Genomic DNA, 22,981 nt, shown 5'->3' on the forward strand with positions numbered 1-22,981 from the left:
ACCGTAGATATAGTAAGATACACAAGAGAATGAGGATCAGACATGGGGAAGATATATTGCATGATGGGGAAAAGTTCATCAGGAAAGGATACGCTGTATCAGAAGGTTCTGGAGCGACTGCCGCAGATACACAGGGTAGTGCCGTATACGACCAGACCGATCCGGGAAGGCGAGCAGGACGGAGTGGAATATCATTTCGTGGATGATAAGCAGCTTGCCGAGCTGGAAACAGACGGTAAGATCGTGGAGCTTCGGGCATATAACACGGTACATGGTATCTGGAAATATTTTACCGTAGATGACGGTCAGATTGACCTGGAGCAAGGTGATTATCTGTTGATCGGTACACTGGAGACCTATGAGAAGATCCGGGAATATTATGGTGCGGAGCATCTGGTTCCAATCTATATAGAAGTGGAAGATGGGGAACGGCTTGCAAGAGCACTGGAACGGGAGCGCAGACAGGCAGTTCCAAAGTATAAAGAGATGTGCCGGAGATTTCTTGCGGATGAAGAAGATTTTTGCGAGGAGAATCTGAAGCGCCTCGGGATAGATAAAAGATATAGAAATACGGACATGGAGACATGTCTAAATGAGATAACAGGAGTGATGTGCAATGGGAAGTTTTAAGGACGTAGTAGGACATAAAAATATTATCGAATATATTCAGAACGCAGTGAACGCCAATAAGGTTTCTCATGCGTACATTCTAAACGGAGAACGTGGTTCGGGTAAGAAGATGCTGGCAACGCTTTTTGCAGAGACGCTGCTTTGTGAGGAACAGGGAAGTTCGCCTTGTAACAAGTGTCATTCCTGCAAACAGACAGATAGTGGCAATCATCCGGATGTAATCTGGGTGCAGCATGAGAAGCCGAATACGATCAGTGTGGATGACATTCGTACACAGCTGAATAACGATATTGAGATCAAGCCGTATCAGGGACCATATAAGATTTATATTGTGCCGGAGGCAGATCTGATGACGACGCAGGCGCAGAATGCATTGCTGAAGACATTGGAAGAGCCACCGGAGTATGCGGTGATCTTTCTCCTGACTGAGAATGCAGAGAAGCTTCTTCCGACCATCACTTCCAGATGTGTCATGTTGAAGCTGCGCAATATCCGCGATAAGCTGATCCGCAAATACCTGATGGAGAAGCTGGAAGTACCGGATTACAAGGCTGATATCTGTACAGCATTTGCACAGGGCAATATGGGCAAAGCAATCATGTTGGCACAGTCTGAACATTTCGGGGAGATCCGTGATGAAGTAGTACAGCTTTTGAAATATATCCATGATATGGAAATCAGCGAGATCGAAAAAGCGATCAAGAGATGTCAGACATATAAATTAGAAATCAATGATTATCTGGATATTATTATGATATGGTATCGAGATGTGTTATTATATAAGGCGACCAAAGATGTGAATGAGATTGTATTTAAGGATCAGGTATCCAGCATCAAGGAGCAGGCGACCAGAAGTTCATATGAAGGTATCGAGCTGATACTGGAAAGTCTTGAAAAGGCGAAGACCAGACTGGATGCGAATGTTAATTTCGAGCTGGTTATGGAGCTTCTGTGTCTTACAATAAAGGAGAACGGCTAAATGATAAAAGTAATTGGAGTAAGATTCCGCACGGCAGGAAAAATCTATTTCTTCTCGCCAGGAGGACTGGAACTGAAAGCGGGAGATAAAGTAATCGTAGAGACTGCGCGTGGCGTGGAGTTTGGTTCAGTGGTGACCGGTATAAAAGAGGTGCCGGATGATCAGATATCCCAGCCATTGAAACCGGTTATCCGAATTGCCACACAGGATGATGTGCGGAGAGAGGCAAAGAACCGGGAAAAGGAAAAAGAGGCATTTAAGATCTGTCAGGAAAAGATCCGCAAGCACGGATTGGAAATGAAACTGATCGATGCAGAATATACATTTGATAATAACAAAGTACTGTTTTATTTCACCGCGGATGGACGTATCGACTTCCGCGAACTGGTAAAGGATCTGGCAAGTGTATTCCGTACCAGAATCGAATTGCGGCAGATTGGCGTCCGCGATGAGACAAAGATCCGCGGAGGCATTGGCATTTGCGGAAGACCGCTGTGCTGTCATACTTATCTGACAGAATTTGCACCGGTATCGATCAAGATGGCGAAGGAGCAGAATCTGTCATTGAATCCGACTAAGATTTCAGGTGTGTGTGGACGATTGATGTGCTGTCTGACCAATGAGGAAGAGACATACGAAGAGCTGAACAGTCATTTACCATCTATCGGCGATTATGTGACCACACCGGAGAAGCTGAAGGGAGAAGTACAGTCGGTAAATGTACTGCGTCAGACGGTTAAGGTTATTGTATCACTGGATAATGACGAAAAGGAAGTTCGTGATTATAAAGTGGATGAACTTCGATTCAAACCGCGCCGCAGAAAGAATAATCGTGTTTCTAAGGAAGAAATGAAGGAACTCAGAGGTCTGGAAGAGAAGAACGGAGCATCCAAATTAAACGATGAGTAGAGAATACGATAAAAATGAGCTGATCCATCCAGGCGAACGTCTGGATGATCTGCAGACGGGCGGATATTATCTGATCCAGGATCCGTCCAGATTCTGTTTTGGTATTGATGCAGTGTTGCTGTCGTCTTTTGCCCGTGTGAAGCGTGGCGAGAAAGCATTGGATCTTGGAACCGGAACCGGCGTGATTCCGATTCTGCTGGAATCCAAGAATCAGGGCGCATTTTACGGCGGTCTGGAGATTCAGGAAGCCAGCGCGGATATGGCGAGACGGAGTGTGCAGTATAATGATCTGGAACAGAAAATCGAGATAAAGACCGGAGATATCAAAGAGGCGGCAGCCCTGTATGGCGCGGCCTCTTTTGAAGTTATTACGGTAAATCCTCCGTATATGATCGGAGAGCATGGTCTGAAAAATGACAACGAAGCCAAGTACATTGCCAGACATGAAGTGTACTGTACACTGCGGGATGTGGTGGAACAGAGCGCGAAGTTATTGAAAGACAAGGGTAGATTCTATATGGTTCATCGTCCATTCCGGCTGCCGGAGATCATGTGTGAGATGTGCAGGGCAAAGCTGGAACCGAAGCGGATGCGTCTCGTATATTCCAGAGTCGATAAGGAACCGAGTATGGTGTTGATTGAAGGCATGAAGAATGGCAGGCCACGGATGCAGGTGGAAGCGCCGCTGATCGTATATGAGCAGGATGGAAGTTATACAGAAGAAGTGTTGGCTATGTATGGCGATATGAAGAAGAGCCGGGAAGAGAGATAGCAGAACGGCAGAGTAAAAGATAAGAAATAAAGCACAGTTACAGGAGGATAATTATGAATCCGGGAACATTATATTTGTGTGCGACACCAATCGGTAATCTGGAAGATATGACATTTCGGGTAATTCGGACATTGAAAGAAGTGGATATGATCGCAGCAGAAGATACCCGTAACAGTATCAAGCTGCTGAACCATTTTGAGATTAAGACACCGATGACCAGTTACCATGAATATAACAAAATTGAAAAAGGACATAAGTTAGTACAGATGCTTCTGGAGGGAAAGAATCTGGCACTGATCACAGATGCGGGTACACCGGGTATTTCTGATCCGGGAGAAGAACTGGTGCAGATGTGTTATGAGGCCGGAGTGCCGGTAACATCGTTGCCGGGAGCTGCAGCATGTATTACTGCACTCACATTATCAGGATTGTCCACCAGAAGATTTGCATTTGAAGCATTTCTCCCATCGGACAAAAAAGAACGGCAGCAGGTACTGGAAGAGCTGAAAAATGACACTCGCACGGTTATCTGCTACGAAGCACCGCATCGATTGGTGAAGACGTTAAAGGAACTGCTGGAAGCGCTTGGCGACCGTCGGATTACTATCTGCCGGGAACTGACGAAGAAGCATGAGACCGCATGGCAGACACATATTGCGGAAGCTTGTGAGTATTATCAGGAAAATGCACCAAAAGGGGAATGTGTACTGGTGATCGAGGGCAGAAGCCGGGAGGAATTGAAGGCAGAAGAGCAGGAGCAGTGGGAACAAATGCCGTTAGAAGCACATATGGAACATTATGAGTCTCAGGGCATGGATCACAAGTCGGCAATGAAGCGGGTAGCGAAAGACCGTGGAGTCAGCAAACGCGATATATACAGAATGCTACTTGAACTTGGACAATCTGACTAAGAATCGGTAAAAAGATTGTTCAATCTGGTCATAGTAACCAAAGAATGGATTCGGTATAATGGATGACAGTAGAAAAAGACTGTTTACTCAGGAGGAACGAACATGGCAAGTTTATCATTAAAACATATTAATAAAACATATCCAAACGGATATGAAGCAGTAAAAGATTTTAATCTCGAGATTGAAGATAAAGAGTTTATTATCTTTGTCGGACCATCAGGATGTGGTAAGTCTACAACACTTCGTATGATCGCAGGTCTGGAAGATATTACAGGTGGAGAGTTATACATTGGCGACACCAAGATGAATGATGTAGATCCTAAGGATCGTGATATCGCGATGGTATTCCAGAACTATGCCCTGTATCCTCATATGACTGTATATGACAATATGGCATTTGGACTGAAGCTCCGTAAAGTGCCGAAAGACCAGATTGATAAGATGGTTCGTGAAGCCGCTAAGATTCTTGATCTGGAGCCATTGCTGGATCGTAAGCCGAAGGCATTGTCAGGTGGTCAGCGTCAGCGTGTAGCTATGGGACGTGCGATCGTGCGTGATCCTAAGGTATTCCTGATGGATGAGCCACTGTCTAACCTGGATGCCAAGCTTCGTGGACAGATGCGAGTAGAGATTTCCAGACTGCATCAGAGACTGGGAACGACCATTATCTATGTAACACATGACCAGACAGAGGCTATGACACTGGGAACCAGAATTGTAGTTATGAATGGTGGTATCGTACAGCAGGTAGATACACCACAGGTATTGTATGATAAGCCGAATAACCTGTTTGTAGCAGGATTTATCGGATCTCCACAGATGAACTTTGTAGATGCGCTTTGCTGCGTGGAAGGGGACGGCGTGATCCTGTCTCTGCAGGATGCAGATATCCGCCTGCCGAAGGACAAAGCTAAGAAGCTGATCGATGGTGGATATGATGGAAAGAGAGTTGTTCTTGGTATTCGTCCGGAAGATATTCATGATGATCCGGAATATCTGGCAGCACACCGTGATACAGTGATCACAGCGAAGATCCGTGTATACGAGATGTTGGGAGCGGAAGTATTCCTGTACTTCGATTACGATGGAGCGAATATGACTGCAAGAGTAAAACCAGATACCAAGGCAAGAACGAATGATATGATCGATTTTGCACTTGATCCGGAGAAGATTCATGTATTCGATAAAGAGACCGAATTGACGATTACAAACTAGAATATTGGAAAAATTATAAAGAGACACAGGAGACGATGAGGATTCATCGTCTCCATTTGTATTCATAAACTGCATTACCATATTATGGATTACAGACTTTACCGAAATAGTATAGGCGACAGGGCGGAACGACACAAATTTTCACAAATCAACATGAATTATGTATAATAGACATATGTTGTGTGGGCAGGGGGATCAGAAAGAAGGTGCGTATGAAAATAAAAGTAATTCTCCCAATTATGGTTGCAACTGTGGTGGTGTGCAGTTATATTAAATATCAGAAAACAGAAGTTGAGATTGCACGCTTTGATTATCGCATGCGGGTGATGAAAGAAGAAAGCTGCAGGATGCAGAATGGGAGGGGATTGTTTGCTGACGAATCAGGTGATTCAGAAAACAATACAGGATATCAAGAGAGTATCGGGATATGAGATTTCACTGTGGGGAGCGGATGGAGAGAGTGTGGCGTCATCCGCATCGGAGTCTGAGACTCTGAAGGATAAAGTAAAAAGCTTTATAGAAGACAGTGAAATGGAAGATATATCGGAGAGAGCGGATGAAGAGACAGCGTTATTTGCCATATATGCAGACAGTACACTGGAGTATGTGATGGCACTGACCGGGACTGGCGATGACCGTATGCTGGCCGGGCGTATGGGTGTTATTCAGGTGGTTGGGCTGATGAAAGCATGTGGGGAACAGATGGATAAAGATCGTTTTATTCAGAATCTGCTGTTAGACAATCTGCTTGTGGTGGACATTTACAATCGTGCAAGAAAGCTGCACATTGCAAATGAGCGACGGAGAGTCGTGTTTATCGTAGAACCGAAGGATGAGAATGACAATCTGGTACTTGAAACAATGCGTGGACTTTATGGTATGGGAACCAGGGATTTTGTTACAGCGGTAGACGAAGGACATATTATATTAGTAAAAGAACTGGAAAATAAAGAGGATTACCCGGAGATCCTGCAGATGGCGAAAGTAATCGTAGATACTCTGAGTATGGAAGCAATGGTGAATGTGAGAGTATCCTACGGAACGATCGTGCAGGAGCTGAAAGAGGTATCTCGTTCATATAAAGAAGCGGACATGGCACTGGAAGTGGGACGGGTATTTTATGGAGAGCGCGGTGTGCTGGCATATAATGAACTTGGCATCGGACGTCTTGTCCATCAGTTACCAAGATCTCTGTGCGAAATGTTTCTGAAAGAAGTGCTGGCTGTAAATGCAACGGAGATGTTCGATGATGAAGAACTGGTCACGGTATATGCATTTTTCGATAATAATCTTAATATTTCTGAGACAGCCCGTAAGTTATTTATACACCGGAATACGCTGGTGTATCGCCTGGAGAAGATTCAGCGGAAGACAGGTCTGGATGTCAGAGTCTTTGAGGACGCACTGACATTTAAGATTGCGGTTATGGTAGAAAAGCATTTAAAATATCTGAATAACCAATAATAAAGGGCGGTTGCTTATTGTATGGCAACCGCTTTTTGTGTTACACTAAACAAACGAAGTCAGTCCATTAAGAGAGGCTGGAAGGAGGAGAAGAATATGGTAAAACTTTACGATAAAGGCGTATATCTTCTGAATGGAACAGAGATTGCAGAAGATGCGCGTCAGGTGGAGCAGAAGACCGGACAGAAGATATCCAGAGAGGAAGCCGTAAAGCAGACGATGGCTTACCGCATTCTGGAATCGCACAATACATCTGGCAATATGGAACGGCTGCAGATTAAGTTTGATAAGCTGACATCTCACGACATTACATTTGTCGGTATTATACAGACTGCGAGAGCATCCGGACTGGAAAAATTTCCGATTCCTTATGTCCTGACTAATTGCCACAATTCGCTGTGTGCAGTTGGCGGTACGATCAATGAAGATGATCACATGTTTGGACTGACATGTGCAAAGAAATATGGCGGCGTGTATGTACCGCCTCATCAGGCTGTTATCCATCAGTTTGCCAGAGAGATGCTGGCAGGTGGCGGCAAGATGATTCTTGGTTCTGACAGCCACACTCGTTATGGTGCGTTGGGTACTATGGCAATGGGCGAGGGAGGACCGGAGCTTGTAAAGCAGTTGTTGAATAAGACTTACGATATCCGCATGCCGGAAGTCATTGCGATCTATCTGGACGGCGAGCCGAGGAAGGGTGTCGGTCCTCAGGATGTAGCACTGGCGATTATCGGTGCGACGTTTGGTAATGGATATGTGAATAATAAGGTTATGGAATTTGTCGGTCCCGGTGTGGATAAGCTGAGTGCAGATTTCCGTATCGGTATCGATGTTATGACCACAGAGACCACCTGTCTGTCTTCTATCTGGAAGACGGATGAGAAGATCCGCGAGTTCTATGAGATTCACGGACGTGAGGGTGATTATAAAGAACTGAATCCGGGAGCAGTGACCTACTATGACGGTATGGTGTATGTGAATCTGAGTGAGATCAAACCGATGATCGCAATGCCGTTCCATCCGTCCAATGTATACACGATCGATGAAGTTAATGCGAATTTGGAAGATATTCTTCATGAAGTAGAGAAGAAGGCGCTGGTAAGTCTGGATGGCGCGGTAGATTATTCGTTGCAGAGCAAGATTGTAGACGGCAAGCTCTATGTGGATCAGGGACTGATCGCGGGATGTGCCGGTGGTGGCTTTGAAAATATCTGCGCGGCAGCAGACATTATCAAGGGCAAATATATCGGTGCGGACGAATTTACATTCAGCGTATATCCGGCAAGTACGCCGATTTATATGGAGCTGGTGAAAAATGGAGCAGTCGCTGATTTGATCGAATCCGGAGCGATTGTGAAGACGGCGTTCTGCGGACCATGCTTTGGTGCAGGAGATACTCCGGCGAACAACGCGTTCTCAATCCGTCATTCTACCCGTAACTTCCCGAACAGAGAAGGATCGAAACTTCAGAGTGGACAGATCGCGTCAGTAGCATTGATGGATGCGCGTTCCATTGCAGCAACTGCAGCGAATAAAGGCTTCTTGACACCTGCAACAGATCTGGATGTACAGTACAAGGGGCAGAAGTATCACTTCGACAGTAAGATCTATGCGAACCGCGTGTTTGACAGTCATGGCGTGGCAGATCCGTCTGTGGAGATTAAATTTGGACCGAATATCAAGGACTGGCCGGAAATGCAGCCACTGCCACAGAATTTGTTACTGAAAGTAGTATCAGAGATCCACGATCCGGTAACGACGACAGATGAGCTGATTCCGTCAGGCGAGACATCTTCTTACCGTTCTAATCCACTTGGACTCGCGGAATTTGCGCTGTCAAGAAAAGATCCGGGATATGTAGGACGGGCAAAAGAAGTACAGAAGGCACAGAAAGCAATCGAGGCAGACACCTGCCCGAAGACAGCACTGCCAGAATTACAGACAATCATGAGTAAGGTGCATGATAACTTTGAAGGTGTAAACCGGAGTAATCTGGGAATCGGAAGCACGATATTTGCGGTAAAACCAGGAGATGGTTCGGCAAGAGAACAGGCAGCGTCCTGTCAGAAGGTACTTGGCGGATGGGCTAATATTGCCAACGAATACGCGACCAAGAGATATCGCTCGAATCTGATCAACTGGGGTATGCTACCATTTATTACAGAAGAAGATCATGAGCATCTGAGCTTTAAGAACGGAGATTATATTTTCGTACCGGATATCCGAAAAGCGGTAGAAGATAAAGATGAAGTGATCCATGCATATGTGATCGGAGATGAGATCACAGAATTGTCATGGAAGCTCGGCGAGCTGACAGACGTAGAAAGAGAGATTATCCTGAAAGGATGTCTGATCAATTACTATAGAGGATAATTGAGAAAGTAAAATGAGGAACTCAAATTTAAAGAAAAATTTGAGTTCCTCATTTTAGATGTTGAAAAGAAGTGAACAAATATGAAAGAAACTAAAATTAGAAAGTGAAAAATCGTTAGTAAGTCAAATAAAAATCTAAAATTTAATGCAACAAATCGTGAATTCCAGTAATCTTATATATAGATACCAGAGTCATAAGTCATGAACCACGAAACAATCCGTATGGTATCGATGAGTAAACAAGAAAATGAAATTCGAAGGAGGTACAGCATGAAATGTGATGCGGCAGCATTTGCCGGAATGTATGAGACTATCTATAAAGACCTGTACCGCTATGCATTGTGTATGATGAGGAATTCCCATGATGCGGAGGATGTAGTGAGCGAGACCGTTATAAAAGGGTATGAGAGGATACATACGCTGCGCAGCGAGGATGCGTTCAAAAGCTGGATGTTTACGATATTGTCAAATGTGTGCAAGCGCAAATGGAAGGCAATGGCGAAGCAGAGTCCGGTAGAGAATGAAAATGTGTGGGAGCAATTATCGGACGAGGCGGCGGGAGAAGATACGATGAATCTGCGCCTTGATCTCCGGCGTGCACTGGCAGTGCTTTCCGAGGAGGAACGGATGATCATCGGTCTGTCGGTGTATGGTGGATATCAGAGTCAGGAGATCAGCAAGATTCTCCATATAAAAGATGGGACAGTACGTTCTAAGAGAAGCAGAGCAATCGGTAAGATGAGTATGGTGTTGAAGAAGGGAGGCGCAGGTTATGAATAAATGGGAAGAAGATATGATAGAACAGCTTCGCAAGGAATCAGAAGACATCCAGATTCCAGACAGTCTGCGGCCGGATAAGATAGAAAAGCGGTTGACAGAGCGACCGAAAAAGTATCATTGGAAGAAGGGGTATACGGCAGGACTCGCGGCTGCTTGTTGTCTGCTGGTATGCGGCGCAGTGTTGGGGATTCAGAAAAGCCCACAGAGAGTATCACCTGTAGAAAAACAAGATACAGCAACCGCTCAGGCTGAGAGTTCCGACATTCAGACAGCGAAAAGCTATGATCAGATTTATGAATATCTGCAGGCGAATCAGGATGACCAATATGGAACAGATACCGGAATGTTGGAACGGGGCGTTGTGACGGAATCAGCAGAAGATTCATCGAGCACGAATTCGGCGGCGGCCGTGGATACAGGAATGGCGCAGAGCAGCAAATCATCAGAAAATGCAGTGTATTCAGAAACCAATGTACGTCAGGAAGGTGTAGACGAAGCAGATGTGGTTAAGACAGATGGACGTTATCTGTATACATTAAAAGATAATGGCAGGTCTGTGGCAATTGTGGATACTGCAAATGGAGAATTACAGATGGTTATTTCTATACCGGTTGAAGCTGATGATCAAGCCAGGGAATTCTATGTCAGTGATGGTCATCTGATTCTCATCAGCGAATTTAATCAGGAGAGAGAGGATGGTGCCTGGACGTATGCTTCGACAGATACAAGGGTGACAACTTATGATATTACAGATCCGGAGAAGCCAGAGAAGGCAGGGGAAGTGACACAGAGTGGATCTTACACATCCTCTCGTTTGACGGACGGGCATCTGTATCTGTTTAGCCAGTATTCGGTCGATGTAACGAGTGGAATTACACCAAAAGACGAGAAAGATTATATTCCGTATGTGAATCAGCAGATGTTGGAGGCAGATGACATTTACCTGCCGCCATTTTCTCAGGCATATATGTACGAAGTGGTAAGTTCGGTAGATATTGCGAAGCCAGGAGAGATTCAGGACAGCAAAGCCATTTTCAGCGATGGCGGGGAACTCTATGTGAGCAACGACAACATCTATTGGTATGAGACTCGATGGTCAGAAAAAACAGAGACCGTGATAAAGCGTATGTCTTATAAAGATGGGAAACTGAAAGCAGAGGCATCCGGCAAGGTAGATGGATATATCAATGATTCGTTCAGCATTGATGAATATGATGGCTATCTGCGGGTGGTCACTACCGATGACGAGACAAATGGATTATATATTCTGAATTCAAATATGAAGGAAGTTGGATCGATCACCGGGCTTGCAGAGGGAGAACAGGTATATTCCGCGAGACTGTTGGGAGATACGGGGTATTTTGTGACATATGAGCAGACAGATCCGTTGTTTTCCGTAGATCTGTCGGATCCGAAGAATCCGAAGATCATCGGGAAACTAAAGATACCAGGATTTTCCGAATATCTGCATTTCTATGGAGAAAATCTGTTGCTTGGCATCGGTATGGATGTGGATGAGGATGGATTTACCACGAATGGAGTGAAGCTGTCCATGTTTGATATCAGTGACAGCAGTGATGTGAAAGAGATACAGAAGTACACACTGGAAAATGTCTACAGCGCAGCTGTGATGTATGATTACAAGGCAGTGCTGATTGATCCGGAGAAAAATGTGATCGGATTTGCGGCAGATGGAAACAACAGTGAGAATTATTATGTATTTTCCTATAATGATACGAATGGATTTGAATGTCTGATGAATGAGACGGTTAATGGAAATGGCTACCAGTCGGCGCGAGGAGTCTACGTGGATAATACGTTGTATGTGGTTAAGGGAAACATTATCGAAGCCTACGATATGGCAGATTATCAGAAAATAGACGACTTGATCTTGTAGAAAAATGTCGTTTGGAATAGTAATGAAATTGTAACAGATTTTTAACAACTTACCGCGAAAATTTTGACAATGAATACACCGTATGTTAAACTGAAATAAGCTATATAAAAACATAGTTTGCAGTATTACTGAAACATTTTGAGGTGAGAACATTGGATAAATATGAATATCGGGTAAAAACAGAGCAGATGCTGGAGCATATGGAGCGCAAGCGTTATAAAAAAGCGATGGAGATTGCGGATACCATAGACTGGCGTCGGGTGAAGAATCCGGCGATGCTGAACAGCGTCAGTGAGATATATGAATTTAACGGAGAATATCAGAAGAGCAGGGATGTGTTGTTTGTAGCATATGATCGTGCACCAAACAGCAGAAAGACGATCTATCGTCTGGGAACACTGGCACTCAGGCTGAATGATGTGGATGAAGCTTCCGATTGCTATGAAGAATTTGTGAAGCTGGCACCGAAAGATCCGAATCAGTACATTTTAAAATATAAGATTCTGAAGGCGCGTCGTGCACCGCTGTCGGAGCAGATTGATGCGCTGGAAGAATTTAAGAAAGCAGAATATATTGAAAAATGGGCATACGAGTTAGCATGTCTGTATGATCAGACCGGTATGACGGCAGAGTGTCTGGAGGAATGTGATGATCTGATTCTGTGGTTCAGCGAAGGTAAATACGTTTATAAAGCGATGGAGCTTAAGATGAAGTATAAGCCGTTGACACCGCTTCAGCAGGAGAAATACAACAGCCAGAAGAAAGCATATGAGCATCCGCTGGTTGAGTCTGAAGAAGCAGAGGAACAGCAGGAAGAGGAAGCTAAGGCGGTTGAAGAAGCACCGGAGAATGCTGTGGCAGAATCCCCTGAAAAAGACACGGATAAAGGTGAGGATAAAGGAGCGGAGACATCGATTCTTAGAGAAGAACCAAAAGAGGTATCTACAGAAGATATCGCAGCAAAGGCTCTTGCGGCAGTAGCTGAGACAGAGGAAGTTCCGCTGACAGCTGAGAAGAAAGAAGCTGAGGAGTCAGAAGAACCGGCAGAAAAGCCACATAAGAGATCCGGTCTGCGCCAGTCTGTAAAGGGCGCAACCCTTGCAGAGGCACTGAAAAAGGGAATGGCGGTTGCGAATGGAGAGAATCCGGAAAGCAAAGCATTGAATAAATCAGATGAAGATCTGCGTGTAACCGGTCAGATGAAGATTGACGATATCCTGCAGGCGTGGGAAGCTAAGCAGAAGGATAATGCGGAAGCGATTGAGATCCAGAAGAAGAAAGATGAAGAGATCCTTGCGCAGAAGAAGCTGGAAGCAGAGAAACGTCGTGAGGAAGAAGCGCGACGCATCGAAGAACAGCAGAGAGCGGCCGAGGAAGCACGTCGTATTGCTGAACAGAAGGCAGCAGAAGAAGCCAGAAGAGCAGCGGCACGGCGAGCAGAAGAAGAACGGCTGCTGGCAGAGCAGAGAGCAGAAGAAGAGCGCAGACGTGCAATCGAAGAAGCAGAAGCAGAAGAGAGACGCCTGGAGCAGGAGGCAGCTGAGAAGGCTAAGGCTGAAGCGGAAGCCCGCAGAAAGCAGGAAGAAGAGGAAACTCAGGAAATTGAAGATGCTCTGGAGGAAGTAGAAGCAGATGAGGACGAATTTGAGGAAGCTGAACTGGAAGAAGTAGAAGCAGATGAGGACGAATTTGAGGAAGTCATGCCTGAAGAGCCGGAAGCAGATGAAGATGAATTCGAGGAAGCTGAATTCGAAGAAGACGAGTTCGAAGAAGCTGAATATGAAGAAGTTCCGGATAAAACGGATGATCTGGCAGATCTGCTCCGTGAACTGGAAGAGACTGATGCAGAAAAAGAAAACGATGCTCAGGGATTCTTTGATGATGAATTTGAAGAAGACGATGTGAATGACGACTTCCTGGATGATGATCTCGACGCAGAATATGATGAGTATGAGGAAGAGCCGAAAGGTGAAGAAGCATACGACGATGCTGAATTCGAGGAAGACGAATTTGAAGAGGGCGACTTTGAGGATGAGTTCGAGGAAGAAGAGCCAGAACCGGATCTTAGCAGCATCGATGATCTGACGATTGAAGAACCTAGTGAGGAAGAGATCCAGAGACGTATCAAGAAAGGACGCGGAGGCGTACCATTTGACACAGGATTCGTAGTAACCGGACGTTATGATCTGAGTGCTACCAGTGAGATCGGTCTTCGCGCCGGTCTGACAGAGGAGCAGAAGCAGTTATTCTCTTATTTCGTGCCGGTACGAGGCATGAGCGAACAGATCGTAGAAGTTCTGGACAATGACCGCAGAGAGCGGAGAGAAGGAACATCACGTACCGGTAATATCGTGGTTATCGGACATAAGGGATCTGGTAAGACTGTTCTTGCAGTAGATATTGTAAAGGCAATTCAGAAGCAGAGAAATCTGAAACAGGGCAAGGTAGCAATTGTTACAGGAGAGTCTCTGAATAAGAAAGAACTGGGAGGTATCATACAGAAGCTGCGCGGCGGTGCGATTATCATTGAGAAGGCAGGTCAGCTGAATACCAGAACCGTTCGTGATCTGAATCGCCTGATGGAGAAGAAAACCGGAGAACTTCTGGTAGTTCTGGAGGATCAGAGAAAACCATTGGAGAAACTCTTCACTGCTAATCCATCTTTCAAGAAGAAGTTCACTTCTAAGCTGGAACTTCCGGTATTTATCAACGATGAGCTGGTAACATTCGGACAGACCTATGCGAAGGAAAATGGTTATAAACTGGATGAAATGGGTATCCTGGCACTGTACAGCCGAATTGATGTAATGCAGAGAGAGGATCATGCAGTGACGGTTGCAGAAATAAAAGAGATTATGGATGATGCCATTGACCATTCGCAGAAAGCAAATGTAAAGCATTTTGCAAGACGAGTATTCGGTAAGGGAACCGATGACAGAGACCGTATCATTCTGAAAGAGGATGACTTCCGAATCTAATAAAAAGAAGATAGTACAAAAGAGAGTTTTGGACAGATTGCTGTTCAAAACTCTTTCTTTTTACGGAGGCATCAAGTATAATTATATGTAAAGAAATATTACCAGATAAGAGGGTGAAGTTATGGAGGAAAAGAGGAGAGTAAAACCATACGAGATTGGCGAGCTGGATCAGTATCTGCTGGGACAGGGCAATCATTATGAGATTTATAAAAAATTGGGTGCACACCTGGTTGAAGATGGCGATAAAAAGGGTACATATTTTGCAGTGTGGGCACCGAACGCACAGAAAGTATCTGTCATTGGCGAGTTTAATGACTGGGATCTGACCGCGGATGTGATGGAGAGGAATGATCCGGTAGGAATCTATACCTGTTTTGTGGAAGGCGCAAAAGAGAACGAGATGTACAAGTTCTGCATTGAGACAAAAAAAGGAGAGCTGCTCTACAAGGCAGACCCATATGCGAATTATGCAGAATTGAGACCGGGAACAGCGTCTCGTATTACGGATATATCGAAGATTAAATGGATAGATAAGGCGTGGATGGATCAACGTTTGAAATGGGATCACAAAGAGAAGCCGATGTCCATTTATGAGGTGCATATCGGTTCGTGGAGGAAGCATCCGGAAGATGAGGATGGTTTCTATAATTACCGTGAATTTGCAAAAGAGATTGTCAAGTATGTCCATAATATGGGATATACACACATAGAGTTAATGGGTATCGCAGAGCATCCGTTTGATGGCTCCTGGGGCTATCAGGTGACCGGATATTTTGCACCGACATCACGCTATGGTACGCCGGAAGATTTTGCGTGGATGATCAATTACCTGCATAAGAACAAGGTTGGAGTTATTTTGGACTGGGTACCGGCACATTTTCCGAAGGATGCACATGGTCTGGCAGACTTTGATGGTGTACCGGAGTATGAATATGCAGATCCGAGAATGGGTGAGCATCCGGACTGGGGAACCAAGATCTTTGATTTTGGCAAGAACGAGGTAAAGAACTTCCTCATATCCAACGCATTATTCTGGATTGAGCATTTCCATATCGATGGACTCCGCGTGGATGCGGTGGCATCGATCCTGTATCTTGATTATGGTAAAAAGGACGGCGAATGGGTACCGAATGAATTTGGCGGCAATAAGAACCTGCAGGCAGTGGAATTCTTTAAGCATCTGAATTCCGTAGTGCTTGGCCGTAATCCGGGCGCAGTGATGATTGCAGAAGAGTCTACAGCGTGGCCAAAGGTGACCGGAGAGGTGGAAGATGACGGTCTTGGATTCAGCCTGAAATGGAACATGGGATGGATGCATGATTTTACCGAGTATATGAAGCTGGATCCGTTATTCCGCAAGGGAGCGCATTACAATATGACATTTGCCATGAGTTATGCGTACAGTGAAAAGTATATTTTGGTATTGTCACACGATGAAGTGGTACATCTGAAGTGCTCGATGATCAATAAGATGCCTGGGCTTGGCTGGGAGAAGTTCGAGAATCTGAAAGCGGCTTATGCATTTATGATGGGACATTCCGGCAAAAAGCTTCTATTCATGGGTCAGGATTTCGCACAGCTTAGAGAGTGGAGTGAGAAGCGGGAACTTGATTGGTATCTGTTGGCTGAGAAAGAGCATCAGCAGATGCAGAGCTGGGTACGTGATCTGCTTCATCTGTACCGCCGCAGAAAGGCATTCTATGAGCAGGATAACACCTGGGAAGGATTCGAATGGATCAATGCGGATGACAGAGACAGAAGCATTTACAGCTTTGTACGCCATGCAAAAGGCGGCAAGCAGAACCTGCTCTTTGTGATTAGTTTCACTCCGGTGGCAAGAGATGATTACCGTGTTGGCGTGCCGAAGCGCAAACAGTACCGTCTGATTCTGAACAGTGATGAAGAAAAATATGGCGGAACCGGCAAGAAGAGACCGGCTGTATACAAAGCAGAGAAATCCGAATGTGACGGAAGACCATATTCATTTGCTTATCCGCTTCCGGCATATGGAGTGGCTATATTCGAGTTCTAGCGATAGTGACAAACGCACGTGAGTGCAACGGAAAGGGAGATGACATGCGACTTAGAAATATACCGCGTGCAGAGGGTGTGCTTCAGGCACACCCTATTGTAATCAAAGAGGAAAATAATCAAAAAGGAAAATGGAATCAGATTTTTGGCAATGATCATCCGATTTACATTGAGATTGGTATGGGGAAAGGTCAGTTTCTGATGACACTTGCAAAGCAGAATCCGGATATTAATTATATCGGTATTGAACGGTATTCCAGTGTGTTACTGCGTGCTGTGGAAAAATACGAAGAATTCTGTGGAAGGGACATTGTGCCGGGCAAGGAAGGAATGGAACTGCCGGAGTTAATCGTAGATCCGGAACTGCCGAATATCCGGTTTGTCTGCATGGATGCAGGTCTTATCACGGATGCATTTGCGCCGGGAGAGGTAGCAAGGATTTATCTGAATTTTTCGGATCCATGGCCGAAGAAACGGCATGCAAGAAGACGTCTTACTTCGAAAGAATTTTTGAAGAGATACGATCAGATACTGGCAAAAGATGGAAGAGTAGAATTTAAGACGGATAACAGGGATCTGTTCGCATTTTCACTGGAAGAGGTGACTGAGGCAGGATGGACACTTGAGGCGAGTACCTGGGATCTGCATCACGATGAGACGATGAATCAGGGGAACGTGATGACGGAATACGAAGCGAAATTCTCATCCATGGGCAATCCGATCCATAAGCTTATCGCAGGGAGATAAGCGGATTGCAACGAGATAAGCTGTAAAGAGTATACTATAGCGAGAGGTGATAACAAGATGATTCATTTGACAGCTAAGAATTTTGCGATGGAAGCAAAACGCTACCCGGGGCCTGTGGTAGTGATGTTTTATGCAGTATGGTGTGGCAAATGCGCCATGATGAAACCTGTGCTGGAGAAGCTGGAGCAGAGATATGCGGAGCGTATCCGCTTCTGTGAAGTAGAGATTGAAGAATCGGCGGTGCTGGCTGCGGAATACGGCGCAGATGTAGTGCCGACTTTTGTGACATTTCGGGATGGCGAAGTGTACAGTATCATGCAGGGAGTTGTCGATGAGAAGATATTTGCAGAGAGGATAAAAGAACTCTTATAAAAGTCTTTACAAAATTATAAGAAAAGTTTCGTGTACAATCGGAAAAGATTGTGCTATATTATGTGGAGGTGAAGTGGATTACATGAATAAGAGAGTAATCTTCTTCGCCTCTTGGAAATAATGATTAATAATAATGGGGAGCATCGTTAGGATGCAGGAGGGAGAAGTATATGAAAATGAAAAAGGTACTGCCGATTCTTATGGCAGCAGTTTTGACTACAGCAAGTCTGCCGATGATGGCAAATGCGTCAGATGCGTCATCACAGACAGAGAGCAGCACAGAGTCATCAGAAAGCACTGAGGACAGCAGTAATTCTGAAAAGTCTTCTTCATCGGAAGCGGAGAATGTGACTTCTGATACACAGGATAAAGATACAACAGGAGACAATCCAGAGAATACAAAGGACACAACAGCTGATACTACAGATGCAGATGCTGAGGACAGTACAGATGAGACAGAAGTGATCGAGGGAGATCAGGTAGATACAGATAATGTAGTTACATTAGGTGAGAATCTTACTACAGAGCAGAGGGATGCAATGTACAAGTATTTTGGTACTTCTGCGGACAAGGTAAGAACCATTATTGTAACACATTCTGATGAAGTAAAATATATGGAAGGTATCGCAACAGCTGAACAGATCGGCAACACAACAAACAGCTGTGCATACGTAGAACCGACCAATTCCGGTGGAATCAAGGTAAAGACAGCGAACCTGAATTTTGTAACAAGTGCAATGATCGCAAGTACACTGACAACCGCCGGTATGGAGAACTGCAATGTTATCGCAGCCTGCCCGTTTGAAGTATCAGGAACAGGCGCATTGACTGGTATTATTATGGCATATGAGACTGCCAGCGGAGAGAAGCTGGACGAGGGCAAGAAGGAAGCTGCGATGGAAGAACTGATCACAACCGGTGATCTGGCTGATTCTATCGGTTCTGAGGAAGCCACCCAGGTAGTTGGTGAAGTGAAGGAAGAGATTCTGGACAAGGGTCTGACAGATCCGGATGAAATCGGAGATGCGGTAGATAAGATCGCGGAGAAACATGATGTAACACTGACAGATGATCAGAAACAGCAGTTGGTATCGTTGATGGAGAAGATTTCCCAGTATGATTATGATCTGGATTCTATTAAGGACACATTGAATAATCTGAGCGGTAAAGTGGGTGCCCTGGAAGGTGTATGGAACTCTGTTAAGAGTTTCTTTGTGGGATCCGGAGATGGCATTCTGAATGATACCGATGATTCTGCACTGGGAAGCAATATCATTACAGACAGCAATGTAGACGTAAGTGGCTTCAAAGATGGTCTGCTGACAAGAATCATTAATTTCTTTAAAGGTGAATAATACAGACAGGTAACAAGCCGGACGGTCGAGAGACTGCCCGGCCTTTTACTTTTTGAAAAAACAAAAACTTTCATATCATATTTGATTAATAGAAAAAAAGGTGTATGATTATTACGATGCAAAGACAACGTGAGGTCAGACGATAGGAAGGTGTAGAGATGAAGTGTCAATATTGCGGAACTGAAAATGCGGACGATGCAAAATTCTGTGCAGCGTGTGGAAAGCCTGTAACCGGGCAGGAAGAAGCGAATGACGAGACAGAGGTTGCAGCAGAAGCAGCGGAGACTCCAGAAACAGCAGAAAAGCCGGAAACAAATGAGAAAACTCAGAAGAAAAAGAATAGTGGGAATCGCAAAACGAAACTGATGATAATTCTAATCTGTGTGGCAGCAGTAATTATATTTTTGGCTGGATTTATGATCATGCGAGCCAGGAAGACGATCGATCTTGATAAGTATGTGAGTTTTGAGTCGACAGGATATGAAGGATCAGGAGATGTATATGCGCAGATTGACTGGCAGAAGGTTGAGAAAAAATATGGTTCCAGATTATCGCTTACTAAGGAATTCAAGGAACAATATGGAATCGGTGCGGATTCTGTATCACCGGTGGATGTCTTACAGTCGTTCATAAGTGTGGAAGTCGAATCAGATAGTAATCTGTCTAATAATGATAAAGTGAAATATAAATGGAATATCAATAAAAAGTATTCGCAGTATGTGAAATGTAGATTAAAGTATAAAGATGGTTCATATAAGGTGAAGGGACTGGAAGAGGTTAAATCGTTTGACGCATTTAAAGACCTTGACGTTAAATTTAACGGAACAGAACCGAATGGCTATGTTAGATGGGATTATAAAGGTTCAGGTCTAACAGCTGCAGATTTTCAATGTGAGGCGTATGAGACTCTGAAGAATGGAGATAAGATCAAGATATATCTGGACAAGAGCAAAGCAGATGAATATTCAGCAAATTTTGGAAAGATTCCGGAGAAATGGGAAAAGGAGTATACAGTTAAGGGACTGAATTATTATATCACGAAGAGCAGTGAACTGGATGATGAAACTCTGAAAGAAATGCAGGAGCAGGCGGAGGAAGAATATCATAACCATATGGATCAGCACTGGGGAAACTATGAATCTTTAGAGAGTCTTACCTATATGGGAGATTATCTGCTGAGTTCAAAGGAGAAAAATGGCAATGCATTATATCTTGTATATCATGTAAAAGTAAGAGATGCCTACAGTAACGGAAGCGAATCGTATGACCAGGTCAATGACGTTTACTGGTTTATCTGTTATCAGGATGTGTTGGCTGATGGAGAGGGGAATTTGATTGTTGATATTTCAGATTAGGTCAGTTTACAAGGAACTACACGCAGACCGTGAAACGGGCTGCTGACAACAAACGGCGCTATGCTCCCGGCTGGGTGCATAGCACCTGTTTGTTGCGGGGGTTTCCAAAGGGGGCAGCGCCCCATTTGGCACACGACTTTGCGGAGCAAAGTGTAGTGTGTTATACGCTCTGTCGGCGTTGCCCTGAAAATACCGTTGCCGCCGGGGAGGGCAAGGGCATTTGACGCGGCAGGAAAGCAGGGCTTTGTTTGGGGCTGGTAAGCCGGAAACAAAGGGCTGATTTCAGCAGCAGACAGGGCGTATTATGAAAGCCCCCGTCCCTCGTCCTCCGCCCCCGGCCTATGGGACAAAAAGTCCCAAAGCTCTGGACACCGTGACCAGATGTGTGGCCACACTCCGGGAAAAGTAGCAGGACGGCAGGAAACCGTCAAGGCTGAAATGAATGGGCTGACGCCCGGCCTTGACCGTTCCCCGCCGCCCCGCTGGATGGGTGGACAAGGTGGCCAATCCCTAAAAGTGTTTGGCCGCACTCGTTCATTTTGGGGCCTTTCTTCTCCCAAAATTGAAATGGGCGGGAAAGCCCTAAAATGGCTTTGCTACTGCCCGTAAGAGATGGAAAAACAAGATGGAAAACAAGGTTAAAAATGGTTGACAAGTCTATCGGATGTGTGTTATACTGTGCGACAGTTTGAGATTGGAAGGAGGCTTACGTGTGTTAATTTGTGTACGCTAATAAGCAATAAAAAGTAGAAGTACCTTTCCACATGATGGTGGGCTTTTTTTGCGTGCGTATGCAAAGGAACACGTAGGTTTGACACGAGCAGTCTTTGAACTGTATCGTGGTGTTTTTTCGTGCTTTGTTGTTATGCAGGCGTCTGCCCTCTCTGTGGGACAACGCCTGCTTTTTATTGCAGAAACAAAGGAACAATGCAATAAAAAAGGAGGTTCGCATTATGACCCAAAACAACAATTCATGGAGAAAAACTTATTTTACACTTCTTGCCGGACAAGCAATATCCTTTATTAGCAGCGGTATTTTGCAAATGGCCATTATCTTTTATTTGGTTGCGAAAACTAATTCTGCAATCATATTGACGGCGGCAACACTGATTGGATTTTTGCCGCAAGCCTGTTTAGGCCCGTTTGCAGGTGCTTTTGTTGACCGGCACAGCCGTAAAAGCGTAATGATTGGTGCGGATTTGATAATTGCCGCCGCTGGCGGTATTCTGGCGCTGGTGGCGTTTTACATGGAATTGCCCGTATGGTCTATTATGGTTGTCCTGTTAATCCGAAGTGCGGGAACTGCTTTTCATTCTCCAGCATTCAGCGCAGCAACACCTATGATTGTGCCAAAAGAGGAACTTACAAAATGCGCTGGTTACACGCAGACCATGCAAGCAGTAAGTGCGATTATCAGTCCAGCTGCCGCAGCGTTTTTATATGCTGTTTGGCCTCTTAATGCAATTATATTGTTAGATATTGTGGGTGCAATCCTTGCCTGTGTGACTGTTGCGATTTCGTCCATACCAACGCCTGAACTATGTCCAGAAACGAAAAGACAACAGTTTTTACAGGATATGAAAGAGGGGTATGTGGTATTAAAGCAAAACAGGGGCCTCTTTGCTCTGCTCTGGATTGGTGTAATTTATATGTTCTTTTATATGCCAATCAGTACGCTTTTTCCTCTCATCTGTATGTCATACTTCAAAGGAACACCGGCCCATGCCTCTGCCGCTGAAATTGCTTTTGCGGTTGGTATGCTGCTTGGCGGAGTCATTCTGAGCATTTGGGGCGGTTTTAAGAAACGGCGGTACACCATCGGTCTTTCCGTTCTCCTGATGGGCGTTAGCAATATGCTCTCCGGGCTTTTGCCGCCAGACGCATTTCTTGTCTTTGTTGTGTGCTGTACTGTTATGGGAATTTCCGCTCCATTTTACGGTGTGCAAAATGCGATTTTTCAAGAAACGGTCAAACCAGAATATCTGGGGAGAGTTTTTTCTCTACTGACAAGCGCCGCTTCCCTCGCCATGCCGTTTGGCCTTGTCATTTCCGGGCCTCTGGCGGAGCGGCTGGGAGTTGAGAAATGGTTTGTCATTTGCGGAATTGGCATTATCATCGTTGCGCTTGCCGTATTTTTACTACCCGGTTTGAGAGAGATTGACAATACGCAATAATCAACTGCACCTTTTTCTATTACTAAACAAAATGCC

Annotated in this window: 18 protein-coding genes; all 18 read left to right on the forward strand. The window is 45.0% G+C overall.

The genetic code is table 11. The annotated features are described in order from the left end of the window. The first annotated feature begins 42 nt into the window (after nt 1-42). The 18 genes from OCV65_RS09510 (at nt 43) to OCV65_RS09595 (ending at nt 22,945) form a co-directional block, all read left to right on the forward strand. A complete protein-coding gene (locus tag OCV65_RS09510) occupies nt 43-630 on the forward strand; it encodes a nucleoside/nucleotide kinase family protein (RefSeq protein WP_262581831.1) in 588 nt (195 codons plus the stop codon). Continuing rightward, nucleotides 617-1,609, forward strand: coding sequence for a DNA polymerase III subunit delta' (gene holB / locus OCV65_RS09515; protein WP_118383243.1), 993 nt, complete (start codon nt 617-619; stop codon nt 1,607-1,609). The genes OCV65_RS09510 and holB overlap by 14 nt, the downstream gene beginning before the upstream one ends. After that, nucleotides 1,610-2,518, forward strand: a complete 909-nt coding sequence (locus OCV65_RS09520; protein ID WP_118383242.1) for a PSP1 domain-containing protein — start codon at nt 1,610-1,612, stop codon at nt 2,516-2,518. After that, a complete protein-coding gene (locus OCV65_RS09525) occupies nt 2,511-3,290 on the forward strand; it encodes a tRNA1(Val) (adenine(37)-N6)-methyltransferase (RefSeq protein ID WP_262581832.1) in 780 nt (259 codons plus the stop codon). The genes OCV65_RS09520 and OCV65_RS09525 overlap by 8 nt, the downstream gene beginning before the upstream one ends. A 53-nt stretch (nt 3,291-3,343) precedes the next feature. After that, nucleotides 3,344-4,201: a 16S rRNA (cytidine(1402)-2'-O)-methyltransferase gene (gene rsmI / locus OCV65_RS09530; protein ID WP_262581833.1), complete on the forward strand. Its 858-nt coding sequence runs from the start codon at nt 3,344-3,346 to the stop codon at nt 4,199-4,201. 102 nt (nt 4,202-4,303) lie between these two features. Then, on the forward strand, nt 4,304-5,416 hold the full coding sequence (locus OCV65_RS09535) for an ABC transporter ATP-binding protein (protein ID WP_118453192.1): 1,113 nt from the start codon (nt 4,304-4,306) through the stop codon (nt 5,414-5,416). A 212-nt stretch (nt 5,417-5,628) separates the two neighbouring features. After that, nucleotides 5,629-5,847, forward strand: a complete 219-nt coding sequence (locus OCV65_RS09540; protein ID WP_262581835.1) for a hypothetical protein — start codon at nt 5,629-5,631, stop codon at nt 5,845-5,847. Then, nucleotides 5,786-6,880 carry a PucR family transcriptional regulator gene (locus OCV65_RS09545; protein WP_262581836.1) on the forward strand — a complete coding sequence of 365 codons (1,095 nt, stop codon included), beginning with the start codon at nt 5,786-5,788 and terminating at the stop codon, nt 6,878-6,880. Before OCV65_RS09540 ends, OCV65_RS09545 begins: the two co-directional genes overlap by 62 nt. Nucleotides 6,881-6,976: 96 nt before the next feature. Then, a complete protein-coding gene (locus OCV65_RS09550; protein ID WP_262581840.1) occupies nt 6,977-9,256 on the forward strand; it encodes a hydratase in 2,280 nt (759 codons plus the stop codon). A gap of 270 nt (nt 9,257-9,526) precedes the next feature. Beyond that, complete coding sequence (locus OCV65_RS09555; protein WP_262581841.1) at nt 9,527-10,036, forward strand: RNA polymerase sigma factor; 510 nt, start codon at nt 9,527-9,529, stop codon at nt 10,034-10,036. After that, nucleotides 10,029-11,933 (forward strand): beta-propeller domain-containing protein, encoded by a 1,905-nt coding sequence (locus tag OCV65_RS09560; RefSeq protein WP_262581842.1) that lies wholly within the window; start codon nt 10,029-10,031, stop codon nt 11,931-11,933. The genes OCV65_RS09555 and OCV65_RS09560 overlap by 8 nt, the downstream gene beginning before the upstream one ends. 188 nt (nt 11,934-12,121) lie before the next feature. Then, on the forward strand, nt 12,122-14,911 hold the full coding sequence (locus OCV65_RS09565) for a hypothetical protein (protein WP_262581857.1): 2,790 nt from the start codon (nt 12,122-12,124) through the stop codon (nt 14,909-14,911). Between the two features lie 121 nt (nt 14,912-15,032). Further along, complete coding sequence (glgB, locus tag OCV65_RS09570; RefSeq protein WP_262581843.1) at nt 15,033-16,943, forward strand: 1,4-alpha-glucan branching protein GlgB; 1,911 nt, start codon at nt 15,033-15,035, stop codon at nt 16,941-16,943. Nucleotides 16,944-16,987: 44 nt separating this feature from the next. Continuing rightward, entirely contained in the window at nt 16,988-17,689 is a 702-nt protein-coding gene (gene trmB, locus OCV65_RS09575) for a tRNA (guanosine(46)-N7)-methyltransferase TrmB (RefSeq protein ID WP_262581844.1), read from the forward strand. A 57-nt stretch (nt 17,690-17,746) separates the two neighbouring features. Continuing rightward, nucleotides 17,747-18,061 (forward strand): thioredoxin family protein, encoded by a 315-nt coding sequence (locus OCV65_RS09580; RefSeq protein ID WP_262581845.1) that lies wholly within the window; start codon nt 17,747-17,749, stop codon nt 18,059-18,061. A gap of 170 nt (nt 18,062-18,231) precedes the next feature. Beyond that, entirely contained in the window at nt 18,232-19,416 is a 1,185-nt protein-coding gene (locus OCV65_RS09585) for a DUF1002 domain-containing protein (RefSeq protein ID WP_262581846.1), read from the forward strand. Nucleotides 19,417-19,574: 158 nt separating this feature from the next. Beyond that, nucleotides 19,575-20,771: a zinc-ribbon domain-containing protein gene (locus OCV65_RS09590; protein ID WP_262581847.1), complete on the forward strand. Its 1,197-nt coding sequence runs from the start codon at nt 19,575-19,577 to the stop codon at nt 20,769-20,771. Between the two features lie 953 nt (nt 20,772-21,724). Continuing rightward, the gene (locus tag OCV65_RS09595; protein ID WP_002584949.1) at nt 21,725-22,945 is read left to right on the forward strand and encodes an MFS transporter; all 1,221 of its coding nucleotides are present in this window, start codon (nt 21,725-21,727) and stop codon (nt 22,943-22,945) included. The last annotated feature ends 36 nt before the right edge of the window (nt 22,946-22,981 follow it).

The sequence above is a fragment of the Dorea ammoniilytica genome (assembly GCF_025567415.1).
GTDB lineage: Bacteria > Bacillota > Clostridia > Lachnospirales > Lachnospiraceae > Claveliimonas > Claveliimonas ammoniilytica.